This is a genomic window from Nonomuraea sp. NPDC003754 (genome assembly GCF_053605785.1).
Genome location: NZ_JBSGJX010000057.1, coordinates 35,690 through 53,112 on the forward strand (window position 1 = coordinate 35,690; position 17,423 = coordinate 53,112).

Consider the following 17,423-nt stretch of genomic DNA (forward strand, 5'->3'; position numbering starts at 1 on the left):
TCAACGCGCCGCGACGCCGTACAGGAGGGTGTCGAGCAGGCGGGCGGCCAGGGCGTCGGGGTCGGCGTCGTCGGGCGCCGTGTGCGCGGTCTCGGTCAGCAGCGCCAGGTAGGCCTGCCGTACCCAGGCCACGTCCGTCTCGGGGCGCAGCAGCCCGGTGTCCCGCGCCCTGGCGAACACCGCGTCGCACTTGCCCATCACGCTCTCCTGCACCTGCCTGGCCTCGGCGCCCATCGGCACGGGGCCGGCCAGGGTGAACCGCCATCCCGGTTTGACCTCGAGGATCGCCGCCGTCGCCTGGTGGAGGGCGACCAGTGGGGGAGCGGTCTGCGGGCGCGCGGCCTCGACGATCGCGTCGAGCTCGCGCCACGCGGCCAGCTCCATCGCCTCGATGAGCGCCTCACGGCTGGCGAAGCGCCGGTGGATCGTGGCCCGCGCGACCCCCGCCGCCTCGGCGATCTGCTCCATCGTGGCCGAGGGGTTCTCGCGGAACAGCCGCTCGGCGGCCGCCATGATCGCTCGCACGCTGCGCTCGGCGTCCGCCCGCAACCGCCTGACTGTCATGCGCCGACGCTACAGCACCTAACTGAGACAAAGTGTTGCAGTTATCGGCCAAGCTGCTACATTCGCTCTCATGAACAAGACTGCTCTCGTCACCGGCGCCTCCTCCGGGATCGGCGCCGAGTTCGCCCGGCAGCTCGCCGCCCGGGGTCACGACCTCGTGCTCGTGGCCCGCTCCGTGGAGAAGATGGAGGCGCTGGCCACCGAGCTGGCCGACCGGCACGGCGTCGCCGTCGAGGTGATCGGCCAGGACCTGTCCGCCCCCGACGCCGCCGCCAGGGTGGCCGAGCGCGTCCAGGGACGCCGGATCGACCTGCTGGTCAACAACGCGGGTTTCGGTACGGCGGGCCGCTTCCAGGACCTCTCGCCGGAGCGCGAGCACGACGAGCTCATGGTCAACGTGGTCGCGCTCGTCGGCCTGACCCACGCGCTCGTGCCGGGCATGCTGGCGAGAGGGGAGGGGGCGGTGGTCAACGTCGGCTCCACCGCGGGTTTCAACGTCGCGCCCTACTTCGCCACCTACGGCGCGTCCAAGGCCTTCGTCCTCAACTTCAGCCTGGCCCTGTGGAGCGAGCTGCGCGGCACCGGCGTCAAGGTGCTCGCCGTGACCCCGGGGCCGGTCGAGACCCCCTTCTTCGACGTGCTCGGCACGAGAGACGCGGCGATCGGCGGCAAGATGTCCACGCCCCGGCAGGTGGTCGCCGCGGCGCTGCGCGGCCTCGACCGCGACCGCGGCTACGTGGTGCCGGGGGCGAGCAACTTCGCGATGGCCCACCTCATGCCGCGCCGGCCGCGCCGGCTGCTGGCCCTGGTGAGCCGGATGGTCACCAGGGGCGTCGCGCGCACCCCTACGGTCGCAACGACCTGATCAGCAGGTCGGCGAAGTGCGCCCCGACCTGGGCGCCCGAGAGCCGGCCGTCGGCGTGGTACCAGGTGCCGAGATGGTGGACCGAGCCGAAGAAGTAGTCGACCACGATCTCGGCGGGCACGTCCGCACGGAACACGCCCTCACGCTGCCCCTCGGCCACCAGGTCGCGGAAGCGCTCGTGGTAGCGCCGGCGATCGGCCCTGACCGTCTTCTGCGTCTCGGGGGCCAGCAGGTGCATCGACCTGAAGAAGATCTTGGAGTCGTCGAGGTTGTCCGCCGTTGTCTCCACGACGTCGGCCGCCGCGGCGTGCAGGCGCTCCGCCACGGTCCCCGGGCCGTCGGCGATCCTGGTCAGCCTGTCCATCTGCATCCGCAGCACGCGACCGTAGATCTCGTGCAGCAGGTCGTCCTTGGAGTCGAAGTAGTGGTACATCGCGCCCTTGGTGACCCCGGCCGCGACCACGATCTCCTGCACCGACGTGCTCTCGAAGCCGCGGTCGGCGAACAGCCTCGTCGCCTCCGACAACAGCCGCTGCCTGACCGGTTCATCCTGTGCCATGGTCAACAGCATACCGACTGGTCGGTTGAGTGTCCGGAAGGGCCTCGTCACGGCTAAGTTAGGCTTACCTTGGGTATCTGATGACCAGCGAGGGATCTTCGGCGTGGCAGATCCAAGGTGGACCTACTGAACTCGGGGAGTTTGCCGTGCCCGGTGGCTCGATCTACGTGCAGCAGGACGAGAAGTTCACAGGTTCGTCCCCGCAGTGGTGGTACGAGAAGTTCTGGCGCGAGGACGCCAAGAACCGGCAACGGTCGAGGGCGATCAAGGCGGGAGTCGGGTTCGTCGCGGGGCTGGGGCTGGCCTTCCGCTTCGACCTGCCCTGGATCCCCGTCTTCGGGCTGCTGTTCGCCGGTCTCGTCGCCGCCCTCGACTGGGGCATCGTCTGGTACAACTTCAACGCCACCTCCGTCTGGCGCGGCCGCCGCCGCGGCGAGGTGATCACCCAGCGCAAGCTCAAACGCGGCCTCAACAAGTCCGGCTACCGCATCCTGCAGGGCCGGGCCATCCGCGGCCAGGCCTCCATCGACCATCTGATCATCGGCCCCGCCGGGGCCTGGATCGTCGACAACGAGGCGTGGTCGCCCGACACCGACATCGCGGCCTACGGCGGGCGGCTGTTCTTCGGCGAGAAGTTCGGCTCCCACGTGGCCAAGCCGCTGGTCGACACCGCCGACGCCTTCGCCGCACTGCTCAGCAGGGAGACCGGCATCGCGCTGTCCATCGAGCCGATGCTCGCCGTCCACTGCGGCCGGCTGCCGCGCGGTGGCATCGTGAGTGGCGAGGGCATCACGCTGCTCAAGCCCTCGCTGGTGGCCAAGGTCATCAAGAGGGCGGGCCGGGTGGTGCTGACCGAGGAGCAGATCGAGCTGATCGCCCGTACGGCGGCGCGGGAGCTGGCTAGGCCAGTCGCTCGATGAACTCCGCCAGCTGGGTGACGTTGCGGCACTCGCGCATCGGCACGATCGAGCCGTAGGCGGTGGCGAGGGAGTCGCCGCTGTCCCACTGCCGCCTCGGCTCGGGGTTGAGCCAGTACGCGCGCCGGGCGCCCTTGGCCAGCCGGCGCAGCGTGTCGAGCGCGGGCGGCTGGTAATTGGAACGCGCGTCGCCGAGAATCAGCAGGCTGGTCCTGGGCCCGACGGCGTCCTTTTCGGCGAACTCCTCGAATGCCCGCCCATAATTCGTCCGGCCGAACCGCGACATATGAGCTTCTGTTGCGAGTCGGGTCAGTGCCTCGCCCACATCTCCACCCGGGGTGAAGAACCGCGTGATTTCATCCACGGTGTCGACGAAACCGAATGCGCGCACCTTGGTGAACTGCTCCCTCAGCGCATACGTGAGCAGCAGCGTGAAATGGGCGAAGGACGAGACCGAGTCGCTCGTGTCGCACAGGATGACCAGCTCCGGCTTGTGCGGGCGCGGCGGCCGGAACCTCGGCTCCACGGGCACGCCGCCCGTGGACAGCGACGCCCGCACCGTCCTGCGGAAGTCGAGCCGCCCGCGCCTGCCGTGCCTGTGCTTGATCGTCAGGCGCGTGGCCAGGCGGCGGGCCAGCGGATACACCTCTCTGCGCAGCCTGGCCAGGTCCGCCCTGGTGATCCGCAGGAAGTCCAGCTGGTCCACCGGCGGCCGTACGGCGGAGCGGGCGATGCGCTCGATGCCGGAGTCCTCGGCGATCCGCCGCCGGACGTCGGCGGCCACGGCCTCCTCGAAGCGCCTGATATTGGTGGTGATCCGTTGCCTGGCGGTCCTCTCCTCCAGGCCGCCCCGCGGGACACCCCGCAGCAGGCTCGCGATCAGGGTCTCGGGGGACAGGGCCCGCATGACGCTGTAGGAGAACCAGTTCTGCCTGCCCTCCGCGGCGGGCTGGCGGCCGAACCGGTCGACCATCGCGCGGGCGAACTGCCTCATCTCGGCCTCCGTCGAACCGTGCAGCAGCTCGGCCAGGCGCTCGCGGGGGTCGTCGGGCGGGTCGGCCGGGTGCTCGCCTGGGCTGCCTGCCGTACCGGACAGCCCGGTGGTGGACGACGGGAACCACAGGTCGAACAGCATGTCGAAGCCCGGCCGGTAGGCGGGCTTCTTGACCAGCGTCGCCGCGTAGGCGGCCCGCAGCGACTCCCGCTCGGTCAGGTCGATCACGCGCAGCGCCCTGGCCGCGTCGAGACCCTCCGCCAGCGACACGGGCAGCCCCGCTTCGCGCAGCGCGTGCACGAAGCCGACATGCCGGTCCACCAGGCTCACAGGCCCAGCTCCTTGCGGGCGCGCGCCTGGTCGGAGGCGTGCTTGAGCACCACGCCGAGCGTGCCGGAGACGGTCTCCTCGTCGAGCTCCGCGCGGCCGAGCGCCAGCAGCGTGCGCGCCCAGTCGACGGTCTCGGCGACCGAGGGGGCCTTCTTCAGCTCGAGCGCCCGCAGCGTGGCCACCGTCCTGGCGAGCTGTTCGGCCAGGTCCGCGGGCAGGGTCGGCACCTGCGACAGCACGATGTCGCGCTCGCGCTCCGGGGTCGGGTACTCGATGTGCAGGTAGAGGCAGCGCCGCTTGAGCGCCTCCGACAGCTCCCGCGTGGCGTTGGAGGTGAGCACGACGAACGGCCGCAGCGTCGCCTCGATCGTGCCCAGCTCGGGGATCGTCACCTGGAAGTCCGACAGCAGCTCCAGCAGCAGGCCCTCGACCTCGACGTCCGCCTTGTCCGTCTCGTCGATCAGCAGGACGGCCGGCTCGGGGCTCCTGATCGCCTTGAGCAGGGGCCGCTCCAGCAGGAACTCCTCGGAGAAGATGTCGTCGTCCGAGCTGGTCGCCTGGATGCGCAGCAACTGCTTCTTGTAGTTCCACTCGTACAGCGCCCTGGCCTCGTCGAGCCCCTCGTAGCACTGCAGCCTGATCAGGCGGGCCCCGGTCGCCTTCGCGACCGCCTTGGCCAGCTGCGTCTTGCCGACCCCCGCCGGTCCTTCGGCGAGCAGCGGCTTGCCGAGTGCGGCGGCCAGGAACACCGAGGTGGCGATGGAGTCGTCGGAGAGGTAGTCAACGGCGGCGAGGCGCTCGCTCACGTCGGCGGGCGAGTTGAACATCGATGCTCCTGTCGGGCGGGGGGCCGAACTTTATTCTAGCAGGGGCCAACAATAAGTCCGAATTGACGGGTTCTGTGGCGTTAAGAGAAATGGCGATAAACGGTCTTCTGCCTTATTGCAGTAATGGCCATGGCAAGAAGCGGATTGTGTCGGTTCGGCGGATGCGACATGAGGGGATTTCCCGCTTCGACTTCACAGTCACTCAGAGAGGAAAAAGCGATGCGTATCGCAGTAGCCGCCACCGGCCTGATCCTGCTCTCCGGATTCGGTCTCGCCTCCATGGCGACCTCCGTCGCGGCGCAGAGCCTGCCCGGCCGCGCGGTCCTCGCCGCCGATCCCGACGACGACTTCGGTCCCAGGCGCTTCGACGAGGACCTCGACGACGACCTCGGCAGGATGAACGGCCGCAAGGGCGGCCTCGGCAAGATCGACTTCGGCAAGGGAAACTTCGGCAAGATCGGCCACGACTTCAAGGGCAACCCCGGATTCAAGGGTGACCCCGGGTTCAAGGGCGGCCACGACTTCAAGGGCGACGGGTTCAAGGACGGCCACGACTTCAAGGGTGGCCACGGGTTCAAGGGCGGCCACGGCTGCGGTGGTGGCGGCGGCGGATGGTGGGGCGGCCCCCGCTGCGGCGGCTGGGGCCCGGGCTGGGGTCCCGGCCCCCACACCGGCGGCGGCGGCATGGCCAAGGCGACCGTCCGCAAGTGATGATCCGTCACGCAATCGGCCGCCACGCCCTGTGCGTGGCGGCCTCCCTCATGGCCCTGACCCTCACACCGGCGCCCGCGAACGCGGCCACCGGCAGGGCCGAGTCCCCCGACCCCTCCGGACCTCGCACGCCCAAGACCCCCGACCCCTCCGGGCCCCGCACGCCCAAGGCCTCCGACCCCGCGGGGCCTCGCACGTCCAAGGCTCCCGACCCCTCCGGGCCTCGCACGTCCAAGGCCCCCGACCCCTCCGGACCTCGCACGTCCAAGGCCCCCGATCCCACCGGACCCGAGACTCTCGAACGCGCCCGTCCCGGAGCGCGCCAGGCGCCCAACGTGTCTCCGCCCAAGGCGCCCACCCCACCCCAGTCACCCCACCCACCTGCGCCGTCGAGCCCGCCCAAGCCGGCCGCCCGCTCCAAGCCCATGACCCCGCCCGCGCCGCCCAGCCCGTCGAAGCCGGTCAGTCGTTCCAAGCCGGTGACTTCGCCTGCGCCGCCCAGTCCGCCGAAGCCGGTCGCCCGCTCGAAGCCGTCGGTTCCTCCTGCGCCGCCGAGCCCGCCCAAGCCGGTCAGTCGTTCCAAGCCCGTGAGTTCGCCCGTGCCGCCCAGTCCGCCGAAGCCGGTCGCCCGCTCGAAGCCGTCGGTTCCACCTGCGCCGTCGAGCCCGCCCAAGCCGGTCCGGACCCGCACACCAGGCCCGGGAAAGGCCGACACGCCGGGCCGGGCTGAGAGGCCCGGGCAGGCCCGTGCCGTCGCGCCCGCGCCAGTACGAGGCGAGCCGGTCTCCCGGCCGGTCAGGCAGGTCCACAGTGCCGCGCCCGCGCCGGCGCGAGTGGAGACGACCCCCAGGCCGCCGCAGCAGGTCCGAGCCGACCGCGCCAGGCCCGGCGGTGCCGAAACCTCCACACCCCGCCGTGCTGAGACGTCCGAGCCCCGCCGTGCCGAGACCCCCGCACCCCGTCGGGCTGAGACCTCCGCACCCCGTCGGGCTGAGACGTCCGAGCCTCGTCGGGCCGGGACATCGGAACCTCGCCGGGCTGAGACCTCCACACCCCGTCGGACCGAGACCCCCAGACCTGGCCGGGATGAGACGTCCGAGTCCCGTCGGGCCGGGACGTCCGAGGCTCGCAGGGCCGGAAGTCTCCAGGCCGCTCCGGCGGACGTGTCCGCCCGCGCCAGGCCGTTCCCGGTCAAGCCACCCCGGACGGCGGCTGTCGGGCCCGCCGGAGCCAAAGGGATCGACTCGCCTCCCCTGAACCTCCAGATCCCCAGCCTCGACATCGCCGCCGCCGTCATGCGGGTCGGCGTCGACGAGGACGGCAGGATCGGCGCCCCGCCGCTCAGCGTCTCCGACAAGGTCGGCTGGTTCAAGATGGGGCCCAGGCCGGGCGCGCCCGGCGCGGCGGTGATGGTCGGGCACTACGACAACACCACGGGCCCGGCCGTCTTCTACCGGATCAGTGAGCTCACCCCCGGCAAACGCGTCTTCGTGACCCGCAAGGACGGGCGCCGGCTGCGCTTCGTCGTCACCAAGGTCGCCACCTATCCGAAGGACGAGTTCCCCGCGCGGGAGGTGTACGGCGATCCCGGGCATCCGGCCCTCCGGTTGATCACCTGCGCCGGGGCGTTCAACACCACCACGAGGCACTACCTCGACAACACGGTGGTCTTCGCGAAGCTCATCACCGGGCGGCGGGCGGCCGGACCGCTGGACCGCCGCTGATTCGACCTGTGCCGTGAAGTCGGGTATGTTTCTTCCCGCAGGCGCCGCTAGCTCAGTTGGTTAGAGCAGCTGACTCTTAATCAGCGGGTCCGGGGTTCGAGTCCCTGGCGGCGCACAGCATCGAAACCCCAGCTCAGGGCGCTGAGCTGGGGTTTCTTGGTTTTCGAGTGGCTCCGGCCGCGTTGAGACGCTCCCGTGGTTGCTCGCCGGATGCTCTTCGGCACGGTACCGGAACTTGACAGAACTTGACAGAACTTGACACGGCACGTGGCTGGCACGTGGCTGGACAGGCACGTGGCTGGGCGTCCCGTGAGCCCGTTCGTCAGGTCAGACTCGTAAGACGATCAAGAGAACGCCAAACCGGAAGGTGCAGCGGGCATGCTGGGCCGGGAGGCGCTTTCCTTCCGGCAAAGAGTTGATCAAGCTGTCTGAAGCGCATGCTCCGCCGCTTCGCAGCGGAGCTGTTCTGACCTCCTCTGCAGAACGGATCTGCTCGTGAGCTCGTCTTCCTTGTCTGCGAAGCGTCGTCTTCGTCCTGCTCGGGGCCCCGGCTGCGGCTGCCCCGTTCCTGGGGTGGGCTATGAGAGCTCGAGGGGGAGTTGCTGGGGTCTCGGCTGATCGCACGCGTATCACGGCGTGCGACCGGAGCAACCGCGGCCGCGACATGAGGGCCGAACCCATGCGGCGCCACACAGTCCGCTCGGCCAACCCCCAAAGCTGCCGCTGCCGCGGCGACTTCAGCGCTCAGTGGTGCGCCCTGTTCGGCCAGCCGTCCCCAGCCGATGCAGCGCGGCCGCCCGCTGCTCCCGCGTTGGTTGGCTCACGAGCGCCATCTTCCCCTGCCGGGCCGGGGACGGGCGGGGTAACGGGCGAAGTCAGCCCTGCTGTGGCCAGCCGGTACCGATATGGGGGTAAGGCGAGGGCAGGCGGTGCCGGTAGCCGCCGGGCAGGCCGTCGCCGACGGTGGTCCAGAACGGCTCGAAGTCGCGGAATATGGCCGCCGAAGGAGTGCCAGGACATGCCCGGGTGCTCGGCGCGCAGTTGGGCCAGGGCGGGAACACCTGGTGCGGTGTCCACCCCGGCTCACTGGAAGTGGCACAAACGCCGACGCATGCGGCGATTCAGTGATGTACCGTGGATCGGGTCGCGCCCTTGGCAGGGGCGATGCATCACCCCGGAGATCGCTCCGGGGGCTCCCAGAAGGAGCCATCGGGTACACGTTCGGCCGGTGACATGAGCCGCGCCGCGCGATGTGACCAGGTGTGGGGCACTTTCGGATCTGCCAAGCGACGCAGCGCGGACCTTCATGATCTCCGCGTCCCCCAGACGGCGTATGCACGCGCTAGCACGAGGGGCAGGGCCCCGGTGAGTGCCGGATGGCGCCCAGGATCACCGAGAGGACAGACGCACATGTCTGTTGACGCTCAGTTCCAGGCACCGCAGTTCGACACGGTCCACCACCCGGAACAGCCGGTTACTCACGGCGACGAGCGGTGGGACCCCATCACGCTGAAGGTCGGCGACGACACGCTGACCGTCACCAACTTCAGCCACGAACTGCCCGCTCTGTCAGAAGTCCGCGATCGCACCCGACTGGTGCGTGTCGGTCAGAACAACCCCTACTGCGCACTGCCGGAAGACGGCTGGCACGCGCTGTCGCGGGCGGTGGTCCACCCGCCCGCACTGACGGCGCAGCTTCTGTACCAGTCCGGCACTGGTGGTTCCTCGCTCATCGAAGAGCACGTCGGCGGAGCGACGCTGCGCTCCGGCAACGGCCGCGTCTGGCTGACCGAGGTCTTCCCACTGGTGCAGCCGCGCATCGGGCAGGACCCGCACGCGGAGTCCGACCCTGAGATTGAGGGCGAGCTGACCGGCGACACCGCACATGCGATGTTGGTGTACCGGTTTCGCGACCATGATCATCTGCGTGGTTACCTGCGCCAGACGATCATCGCGACCCGGAACTCCAACAAGCAGTACGACGAGTCCATCCTCAGCCGGCGCATCACCCGGGCGATCGTCGCGCATGTGGCCCGCATAGAGTTCTCCGACGGATCCGAGCCGCTCTATGTCCTGGTCGTCCGCGACGGAATCACGCGCGTCGTCAGCGCCTGGGGCGCGCTGTGCGGGGACCAGGCGACTCCTGAAGAGATCGCTGAGCGGGCCATCGAGGTCCTGCTTGCTGAAAAGCCCGTGCGTCGTGGCGTGGACAAGCCACTGACCCAGCGCATGGCGCTCGGCCGGCAGGGCGAACTCGACAAGCTGCGGGCGTCCTTCATCGCTGGCCTGAGCGGTGCCACCCCCGCCGAGGAATCGATCAGGATCGGGCAGAGCATCGTTGTGCCGGCTCAGATCGCCGTGGGGCTTCAGGTGCACCCTGGCTCTGGGCTGCCGCCCGGCGAGGTCTTCGATGATGCCGTCCGCAGCATCCTGTCGTCGATCCACGTCGAGTTCGGCATGTGGGACTCGGCCGCGCAGAACGCCGAGATCGGCTCCCGGGCGCTCAAGCGGACCATGCTCGACGGCGTCACCGACACCACCGGCATCAGCGTCGCCGACGTCTACCGGTTGGCCATCGGTCAGTACCACCCCCAGCACACGCCCGAGGTCTTCTGCGACCAAACCATCCCCGGCACGCCCCTCTGGCGTACGGTGTTCCTGGTCCATTACCTGACCCGCCCGCCTGTATTCGAGGTCATGAAGAAGCACGTGAAGGCGATCGCGGGCAAGCAACGGCTGCGCACCAACACCTACGCGGAGATCCTCGGACCCATCACCGACCTGCCGTGGCGGCTGGCCAAAAAACAGACCCTGCGGCAGGCGCGCAACGCCTGGGGCAACGGAGGCGTGCTCACCAAGGAGGTCACCGACGCGGACTGGCAGCCGGTGCCCTGCTCGGACTTCACCACGCTGGTCGAACCGGCCGCCTCCGGCGACCTCGACGCCAGGCTCACCCTGGCCGTCGCCGGCGGTATCGCACTGATCACCGACAAGCTGCTGACCCGCAACGTCGGCTCGGCGGTCGGCATCACCGTCCCGTTCCGCGCCGACGTCGACGACGTCATCGCCGGGCTGGCCCGGGCGGACAACCCTGCCGGGCTGCTCCTGCTTGCCCACGCCGCCAACAGATTCGACGCCGATCGGGTGGCGGTGAACTCCTTTACCGACAAGCAGCTGATCAAGGAGGGGGCCGAGGACGACCGCTACATCCTGGTCGACGTCGATCTGGAGGCCCACGACGGCATCGCCCGCGACGGCGCGGGCGTACCCCGCCGCCTCGACGAGTACACCGTCGTCAAGTTGTCTGACCCCCAGCGCGCAGCCCAGGAAGAGGATCGGCGTGCTGCCGCCGACGACACCGCGCCCAAACCGGTCCTCGATCAGATGGCCGACTATCGGCGCAAGCTGCTCGGCACCCTCACCGATGCACAAGAGGCCCTTACCCAGCTCATCCGGCTGAGCCAGACACCGGACGCCGCAGGCGCCCATCCGCTCGGATCCCGCCGCGAATGGGCCAAGCTCTCCAAGCTCGCCGTCAAGGTCCAATCGACGATCTACTCCAATGAGCCGGACCTCGACTCCGGTGAGGAAGACGACGATGCTGCTTAACCTTGACCCCACCAAGTAGGGCATGCAGGGCCCACCGAAGATCATTAGTGGTGGGCCATGCTGCTGCCTCCAGCGGTTGTAGATACCGGTGCCAGGAAGCCATCCAATCTCCCACCTCCACAAGTGCCTGGCCGCATCCACACTGGGTACAGAAGGCACCGACGTGACCAGGCGCGTGGCTTCCTCGCCCGTTTCACCAGGGGTCGCGGGCGCTGACGGCAGGTGTGGATCCGCACCGAGGACGGCGTCCTCTACCTGGCCCCCGAACAGTCCGGGCGCGGCCTGAGCTGGGCCTACGGCGGATCGAGGTCCACTGCCCTGGCCTACCTGATCCGCCTTCTCCTAGCCGGCATCACCGCCGTCGCTCCACACAGTGGCCCCACTAACGACACCTTGCTGCCCAACGGACTGTTGGAACTCATCAAGAACACGCCCTAGGCCGAAGGCGCCACCTACACGCGCCCAGCTCCTCTCCGCCCGCGACACCTGATGTGTGCCTCGGCCAACCAGATCGCTACCGGCTACGCCCGCGAGAGCGCCACCGCTGCCACCGGCTCACCGGTGGCGTTTCTGGACGATCTGTGACCTCCTCCGTAACTGCGCTCGAAACCGCGGTGCGAAGGTCGGCACCGAGTACCGCGGTACGGATTGCGGCCCAGTCCTCCGTGCGCCACCAGTGAAACAGCTGCATGGTGCTCACGACCGGCACAGGCAGCGCGGCAACGAACTCGGGTCGGGAGTAGACGTGTGCCGCCCTCTGGGACGGGTGCAACTTGTGTTGGTGATTGACGACCAGGACGCCGCCGCTGACTGGCTCGTTGGGGCGCAGCTGGGGCCAAGTCTCGAGGTGCCGCTGCAGGTGGCCGACCAGGTGTTCCTGGGCCGCGCCGCTGGCGGCCTTGACCTCAACGAGGCGTCCGGGCAGGGAGTCGGCGCTTACGAGCAGGTCTGCCGACTTGGTGGCGCCGAGCGCCTCGTCCAGATCGACGGTTTGCAGGCCCGCTTCGGTCAGCACTACCGCAACCGCACGGACCAGTTCGGCGCCGGTGCCATAGAGCAGCCCGTACCGTACCGGCTCAGCACGCGCTTCGGCCTCCCGCAAGTCCTGTTCAAGACGCAGCTTCTCCATGATGTAGCGCGCCTCCAGCTCGTCTAGGGCCTGCCGAGTTGCCAACTCGGTGGTGGTCTGTAGGTCAGGCTCTATGAAGTGGGGGGAGCGCGCCCGGCGTAGGGCATCGGGCACAAACTCGGGCAGGGCCCGATGTATCAGCCAGCTCAGAACGTTGTCCCAACCGGTGGCGTCCGGGATGATGTACCAGCGCTGACCGCACGAAGGTGAGGTCCAAGCCGCGACCACCGGGTCCCCCAGCGGGTCAATGAGAACAGGGTGCAATTGCCCCTCTGCCTCGTGGTTCACAGACCCGGAGCCGGTGCCGCCTTCCAGCTGTACGCCACCGAGGTGCAAGCTCCACCACGGGGCGTCCGGCGGGCGAGTGAGCAGCCGGATCGCCAAGTCGCGGTCAGCAGAGCTTAGGTCTGGGGCGATCTCGGGCCGAGTCCCGACGGGGAGGCGCCGGCCGTTTACGCTGGTGAGCGTGGTGTTGAGGTAAACGGACGAGTCGAATTGTGACAGGACGCTGCGAGTGCTGTCGTCATCAACGTCACCGATCACTGCGACTACCAGGGCAAGTTCGTTGCGCCGTCGAGCGCCAGCGAAGAAACGGTTCCGTTCGTCAGCGCCACGGTTGTGGAAGAATCCCGGCTCCAATGCCACGACGCAGTCGCTGGTCTCCATGCCGAGCCACCGCGGCTGCAGACCGTGCTTCTGCCAATCCAGCCCGCCCGGTATTCGCGGAGGTCGCTGCCGGCCATACCGGGCGCGCATGCGCTCCTGCTCCTCTAACAGCATCTGCTCTTGCTCAGAACCCGGCGCCGGTTGACCCACGTGCACCGGGACCAGGCCGGGCGCTGAGAGACTCATTCTGGTCAGGTTAATGCCCAGCGGGTCCTAGACAACCGCAATATCGTGGCGGAACCCCCCATCAACCCCCGAGCGCGGGCGTGGGCACATCGCCGCTCTTGGTCGTCGCCCGTGAGTTCGGCGGCTAGCTCCGCCACACGGCGCGTTGTTCACTATGGACGTGGACCGCGCTCACGCGCCGGTTCCCGGGCCAGGTGTCCGATTGGCAACGTGACGGCCGCGGGGTGGCCGACTCATAGACGGCTGACGTAGGTTCGCTCGACTCGGAGGTAGGTCAGCAGCGGTCGCGCGGCTGGCCTACCTCCCGCTCTGTTTCCGGACGGCTGATCAGCTGGTGGGCAGGTGAATCACCGCCCCGTCCGCCTCTGTCGCGGCGGTTTGGCCGCCTGCCCTGGAACGAGTTGTGCCGTGTCGAGGTGGGACCGGTGACGATGCGGGGAGTGGGTAGGAGGTCAGCAGCGCGGCGGTGGCTTCGGCTGCCGCGGCGGCTGCTTCGGGGTAGACGCTGGTGTAGGTGTCGCGAGTGAAGGCCGAGGATGTGTGTCCCAGGGTCTCCTGTACGATCTTGATATCGACCCCAGCCGCGAGCATGGCGGTGGCCGCTCCGTGGCGCAGGTCATGCAGCCGGATCGGCGGGAGCCCTGCTTGGTAGCACAGCCAGTAGAAGCGGTCGGTCACATGCTGTGGATGTAGCGGCCGGCCCATCTCGTCAGTGAAGACGAAGTCGCTATCGACCCAGTCTTCGCCTGCAGCCAGCCGTTCCCGGGCCTGGTGCTTACGGTGTTCCTTGAGCAGGACCATCGTCTGGGCGTCCACCGCGATCTCACGGTCGCTGGCATCGGTTTTCGGACTGCCTTGGATCGGGGTCCAGCCGAGTTGGGTGATCTGCCAGTGGATGCCGATCCTTGATGTCGCGAAGATGATGTCCGGCCAGCGGAGGCCGGCTCCTTCGCCGCGCCGCAGGCCGCGTACGGCGATCAGTCGATACAGGGCGAACAGCCGGTCCCGGCGGGCGTAGGCGAGGAAGGCCGACGTCTGCTCGGAGGTCCACACCATGACGGGCGAGGGCCGGGGAGTGCTGACGAAAGCGGCGATCGGGTCGACCCGCTTGCCGTCGCGTGCCCGCTTGAGGCGGTCCCGGTGTTCGACGTGGTCCTTACGCCATTGCGTCACCTTCTCCTCGGTCCAGACGACCGGCTTGGGCCGGTCGATCGGTGCCATCTCGACGACGGCGGCCGGGTTGAAGTCCAGGAGCCTGTCCTGGCGGATCGCGATGTTCAGCGCGTGCCGCAGGGTGGCCCGGATGCGGTGCATGCTCGTGGGGCCGACCGGACGCCGATGCTTGACGGCTGCTACGCGGGCGGGGTCGCCGCTGGCGCGTTCGGTGGCGATGATGTCGTTGAACTCCTCGATCGCATCGAACATGCTCGCAATGTCGGAGACGCGTAGCCGGTCCAGCCGGATGTCGCCGAGGTAGGGGTTAAGGTAGAGGCGGACGTGGGATTCGTAGGACCGTTTCGTCGTCGCCTCGATGGCGCGCTTGCGCTTGAGGAATTCCTCCAGCCACTCGGCCACGGTGATGTGCCGGTTGAGGTCTTGACGGGTGCGGACCTTGCGCCTCACTTCCTCGGTATCGGGCAGGCTCTTGGCGTCTTTGAGGACCGACAGCATCAGCTTGGTGATCTGCCGCCGTACGGCGGGGTCGTTGTCGAGGGCGAGCAGGCCGCGGGCGTGGTCCAGCTCGGCCCCGGCATCCTCTAGCGTGGCGAATCCGCTGCGCCGCAACGGGTTACGCCGCTTGCCGTCCGTGTGGGCGGGCAGTTCCAGCTGGTAGCCCCAGGAGCCGTGCGTGGTGCTCCACCGGGCTCCTCCGTCGTCGTGCGGGCGGCGCAGCTTCGGGCAGTTCTTCCCGAGCCGCTTGCCGGTGGCCGAGTCCTTGCAGGCGCGCGTTTTGAAGGTGGTGCCCTTGGCTACGTTCGGCTCTTTGGCTGCTGTTGTTTCCGGGGCTTTCGCCATCGTGGTCATCCTTCTTTGCTTGCCGGACGATCTTGTCTGCCATCCGGATGGGTGTGGTCGAGTAGCGCCCGCAGCCCGCGTACCGATACTGCGTACCGGCCACCGATGCGCAGCACGCGGCACGGAAACTGCCCCGCGCGGGCGAGGCGGTAGGCCTTGGTGCGGCCCATGCCGAGCAGCCGTCCGGTTGCGAGCAGGCTGATCACCTCTGGCGTTGCCTGCTGCGTGGGGTGGCTGGTTAGCGTTGTGCTAGTCATGCATCACCTCCGTGACGTTGAGGACAGGCCTGCGGCCGTATGGGCCGTGTTCCTGGCGGGCTGTGGTGGGCGCTACGCCCCGACCCAGCCCCGCGTAGCCCCCCGGGGCGGGATGTGGTTGCCGGTCATCGACGGGCGGCCACAGCCCGGGTTCGGGGCCCGGTAGCGGGGCGGCGGGTGCGTGGGCGGGTGGTATCGACGCCCACCTCCATGGCCCGCGTCAAGCGAAATCCACAGGTTCAGCCCGCGCTCCAGCGTTTGGCCCGAATCGGGCCCGAACGCCGGAAAAATCCGCGCTACTCCAGCTCAGGCTCAGCTCCACGAGCGGATGTGCCCGTGCGTGGCCGCCCCGTACGGGTGAGGTGAGCTCCAGCGCCGCCCGCCCGGCCAGATCCGGTGGCAGTCGGGCGATGTGCCGGGAACCCCCCCGGCCACCACTCGTCCCGAAGCCGGAAGCCCTGCTTGCGGGCGTGGCCGAGGTTCGCCACGGTCAGCCGCGCCCACCTCTCCTCGTACTCCACACCCACGGCGTGTCTGTCGAGGTGAGTGGCCTCGACCAGGGTGGTGCCGATCCCGCACTTCGGGTCGATGCCCCATTCTCCAGGTGCGGTGTAGGCGGCGATCGTTGTGGCGGCGATGGAGGGCAGCATCTTGCCCGGATGCCGCATCGACTTCGGCACGTACCGGCCCCACCGTTGCACTCGCGACGTTCTGCTGGCCGGTCGCCCACACCGACGTCGTCATCTCGATCATGAACGCTCACTTCCGTCCGCGCTGCCGTCCGCTGAGCGGCTCCGCAGGCCCCCGTTTCCGGTTCGGATGAACTCGGAGGCGTCTTCGGCCGGGTGAACAGCAGCACGTCACTGCGCACGTGCGCTCGCCGGCAATCCGGCGCACTCCTGCAGCTCGTGCGAAGCGGCCAGGCCACGATCGGAGACGTCAGGGTGGATGTGCTCGCCCTGTGCGGGCTGGCGTAGGCCGATGAGGTACTGCAGATACACCAGGCCCGCGGCGCGTGGTTGGGCGATGATCTCCGGCAGCGGATCAACCACGCGGTCAGCGCGGTGCAGGCCGGTGAGCACGACCAGATGCCCGCCCGGCTTGACCAGCTCTGCCGCGTGGGTGACCTCCGGGACCTCGACCGCGTCAGGAGCTGTCGGCAGGTGTGCTCGACCACGACCAGGACCGCGCTTGCGATGAGGTCGCGAGCACCCTCTGCTCATCGTTGCCGGGGTCGATGAGGCGCAAGTTGGTGACCTCCAGGGCGTAGCCCGGGTGGGTGCGCGCCAGCCGGACCAGGTGACTCCATGCAGCGACGCACCTACGGCCATGCCAAGCAGGGCTCCGGGTTCGGCCATACGAAAATCCAAGGCAAAAGTGTCCTGGTCCGCGGGCTGAACGTGCTGGCCATCACCCTGTCCACCCCACTGGCCGCCCCATTCGTGGCCGCGACCAGGCTGCGCGGCGGCAGCGCCAACTCCGCTCGTGGCGCAGCGTCCCTGATCCGCGAGTCCATCACCACCGCCCGGCAGGTGGGCTGCTCGGGCACACTGATCCTGCGCGGCGACAGCGCGTTCTACGGCGCCGAGTCCGTCGGCCCTTGCCGCGCCCACGACGTGCGCTTCTCGGTCACCGCCAAACTGGATCCCAAGGTCAAGGTGGCGATCACAGCCATCGAGGAGACCGCGTGGAGGCCGATCCAGTACCCGAACGCGATCTTCGATGACCAAGCCGGCGGCTGGATCTCCGACGCCGAGGTCGCCCAGATCGGCTACACCGCCTTCACCAGCAAGAAAGGCGGCGCGGTCAGCGCCAGGCTGATTGTCCGCCGGGTCAAGAAGGTCAACACCCAGGCCGGGCACGGCCAGGACGAACTGTTCCCCGCCTACCGGTATTACCCGTTCTTCACCGGCAGCCCGTACGCGTCACTGCGGGCTGAGGAACAGCACCGTGATCACTCCGTGCAGGAGCAGATCGGCTGCGGGTCACTGAGCGGTCGGTGGAACGGTGGCGGCGTGCCTGGCGCGAGGGTGGCGCCCAGGCGCTGCACTCCAAAGGACCTCCATCTC

Annotated in this window: 15 protein-coding genes and 1 tRNA gene; 7 read left to right on the top strand and 9 right to left on the bottom strand. The window is 68.9% G+C overall.

Features of this window, described 5'->3' with window-relative positions:
- Complete coding sequence (locus tag ACWEVS_RS41565) at positions 1-564, bottom strand: TetR/AcrR family transcriptional regulator (RefSeq protein ID WP_452412561.1); 564 nt, start codon at positions 562-564, stop codon at positions 1-3.
- Between the two features lie 70 nt (positions 565-634).
- Here ACWEVS_RS41565 and ACWEVS_RS41570 point away from each other — a divergent pair, with 70 nt between their 5' ends.
- Positions 635-1,429, top strand: coding sequence for an SDR family NAD(P)-dependent oxidoreductase (locus ACWEVS_RS41570; RefSeq protein WP_449917464.1), 795 nt, complete (start codon positions 635-637; stop codon positions 1,427-1,429).
- Here ACWEVS_RS41570 and ACWEVS_RS41575 read toward each other — a convergent pair.
- A complete protein-coding gene (locus tag ACWEVS_RS41575; RefSeq protein WP_354913720.1) occupies positions 1,410-1,988 on the bottom strand; it encodes a TetR/AcrR family transcriptional regulator in 579 nt (192 codons plus the stop codon). The genes ACWEVS_RS41570 and ACWEVS_RS41575 overlap by 20 nt on opposite strands.
- Before the next feature lie 146 nt (positions 1,989-2,134).
- On the opposite strand from ACWEVS_RS41575, the gene ACWEVS_RS41580 reads away from it, so the two are divergent.
- Entirely contained in the window at positions 2,135-2,908 is a 774-nt protein-coding gene (locus ACWEVS_RS41580) for a nuclease-related domain-containing protein (RefSeq protein WP_354913718.1), read from the top strand.
- On the opposite strand, the gene ACWEVS_RS41585 is transcribed toward ACWEVS_RS41580, so the two are convergent.
- Both ACWEVS_RS41585 and ACWEVS_RS41590 read right to left on the bottom strand, forming a co-directional pair.
- Positions 2,889-4,229 carry a vWA domain-containing protein gene (locus ACWEVS_RS41585; RefSeq protein ID WP_452556356.1) on the bottom strand — a complete coding sequence of 447 codons (1,341 nt, stop codon included), beginning with the start codon at positions 4,227-4,229 and terminating at the stop codon, positions 2,889-2,891. The two genes, ACWEVS_RS41580 and ACWEVS_RS41585, sit on opposite strands and share 20 nt — an antisense overlap.
- Positions 4,226-5,056: an AAA family ATPase gene (locus tag ACWEVS_RS41590; RefSeq protein WP_452556358.1), complete on the bottom strand. Its 831-nt coding sequence runs from the start codon at positions 5,054-5,056 to the stop codon at positions 4,226-4,228. The genes ACWEVS_RS41585 and ACWEVS_RS41590 overlap by 4 nt, the downstream gene beginning before the upstream one ends.
- Positions 5,057-5,275: 219 nt before the next feature.
- Here ACWEVS_RS41590 and ACWEVS_RS41595 point away from each other — a divergent pair, with 219 nt between their 5' ends.
- From ACWEVS_RS41595 to ACWEVS_RS41610, 4 genes are all read left to right on the top strand, one after another.
- A complete protein-coding gene (locus tag ACWEVS_RS41595; RefSeq protein WP_354913712.1) occupies positions 5,276-5,767 on the top strand; it encodes a hypothetical protein in 492 nt (163 codons plus the stop codon).
- Between the two features lie 1,163 nt (positions 5,768-6,930).
- Complete coding sequence (locus ACWEVS_RS41600; protein ID WP_452556360.1) at positions 6,931-7,491, top strand: class F sortase; 561 nt, start codon at positions 6,931-6,933, stop codon at positions 7,489-7,491.
- A 41-nt stretch (positions 7,492-7,532) separates the two neighbouring features.
- Positions 7,533-7,606: transfer RNA gene (locus ACWEVS_RS41605), tRNA-Lys, on the top strand.
- 1,295 nt (positions 7,607-8,901) lie between these two features.
- The gene (locus tag ACWEVS_RS41610) at positions 8,902-11,100 is read left to right on the top strand and encodes a hypothetical protein (protein ID WP_452556362.1); all 2,199 of its coding nucleotides are present in this window, start codon (positions 8,902-8,904) and stop codon (positions 11,098-11,100) included.
- Positions 11,101-11,614: 514 nt separating this feature from the next.
- On the opposite strand, the gene ACWEVS_RS41615 is transcribed toward ACWEVS_RS41610, so the two are convergent.
- The 5 genes from ACWEVS_RS41615 to ACWEVS_RS41635 all read right to left on the bottom strand — a co-directional run bounded on the left by ACWEVS_RS41615 (position 11,615) and on the right by ACWEVS_RS41635 (position 16,436).
- Positions 11,615-12,895 carry a hypothetical protein gene (locus tag ACWEVS_RS41615; RefSeq protein ID WP_452556364.1) on the bottom strand — a complete coding sequence of 427 codons (1,281 nt, stop codon included), beginning with the start codon at positions 12,893-12,895 and terminating at the stop codon, positions 11,615-11,617.
- 513 nt (positions 12,896-13,408) lie between these two features.
- A complete protein-coding gene (locus ACWEVS_RS41620) occupies positions 13,409-15,106 on the bottom strand; it encodes a tyrosine-type recombinase/integrase (RefSeq protein WP_452556366.1) in 1,698 nt (565 codons plus the stop codon).
- The gene (locus tag ACWEVS_RS41625; protein ID WP_452556368.1) at positions 15,103-15,354 is read right to left on the bottom strand and encodes a helix-turn-helix transcriptional regulator; all 252 of its coding nucleotides are present in this window, start codon (positions 15,352-15,354) and stop codon (positions 15,103-15,105) included. The genes ACWEVS_RS41620 and ACWEVS_RS41625 overlap by 4 nt, the downstream gene beginning before the upstream one ends.
- Before the next feature lie 296 nt (positions 15,355-15,650).
- Complete coding sequence (locus ACWEVS_RS41630; protein WP_452556370.1) at positions 15,651-16,034, bottom strand: DNA methyltransferase; 384 nt, start codon at positions 16,032-16,034, stop codon at positions 15,651-15,653.
- 180 nt (positions 16,035-16,214) lie between these two features.
- Positions 16,215-16,436: a hypothetical protein gene (locus ACWEVS_RS41635; RefSeq protein WP_452556372.1), complete on the bottom strand. Its 222-nt coding sequence runs from the start codon at positions 16,434-16,436 to the stop codon at positions 16,215-16,217.
- A 917-nt stretch (positions 16,437-17,353) separates the two neighbouring features.
- On the opposite strand from ACWEVS_RS41635, the gene ACWEVS_RS41640 reads away from it, so the two are divergent.
- On the top strand, positions 17,354-17,423 hold a 70-nt coding region (locus ACWEVS_RS41640; RefSeq protein WP_452556374.1), incomplete at its 3' end, for a hypothetical protein.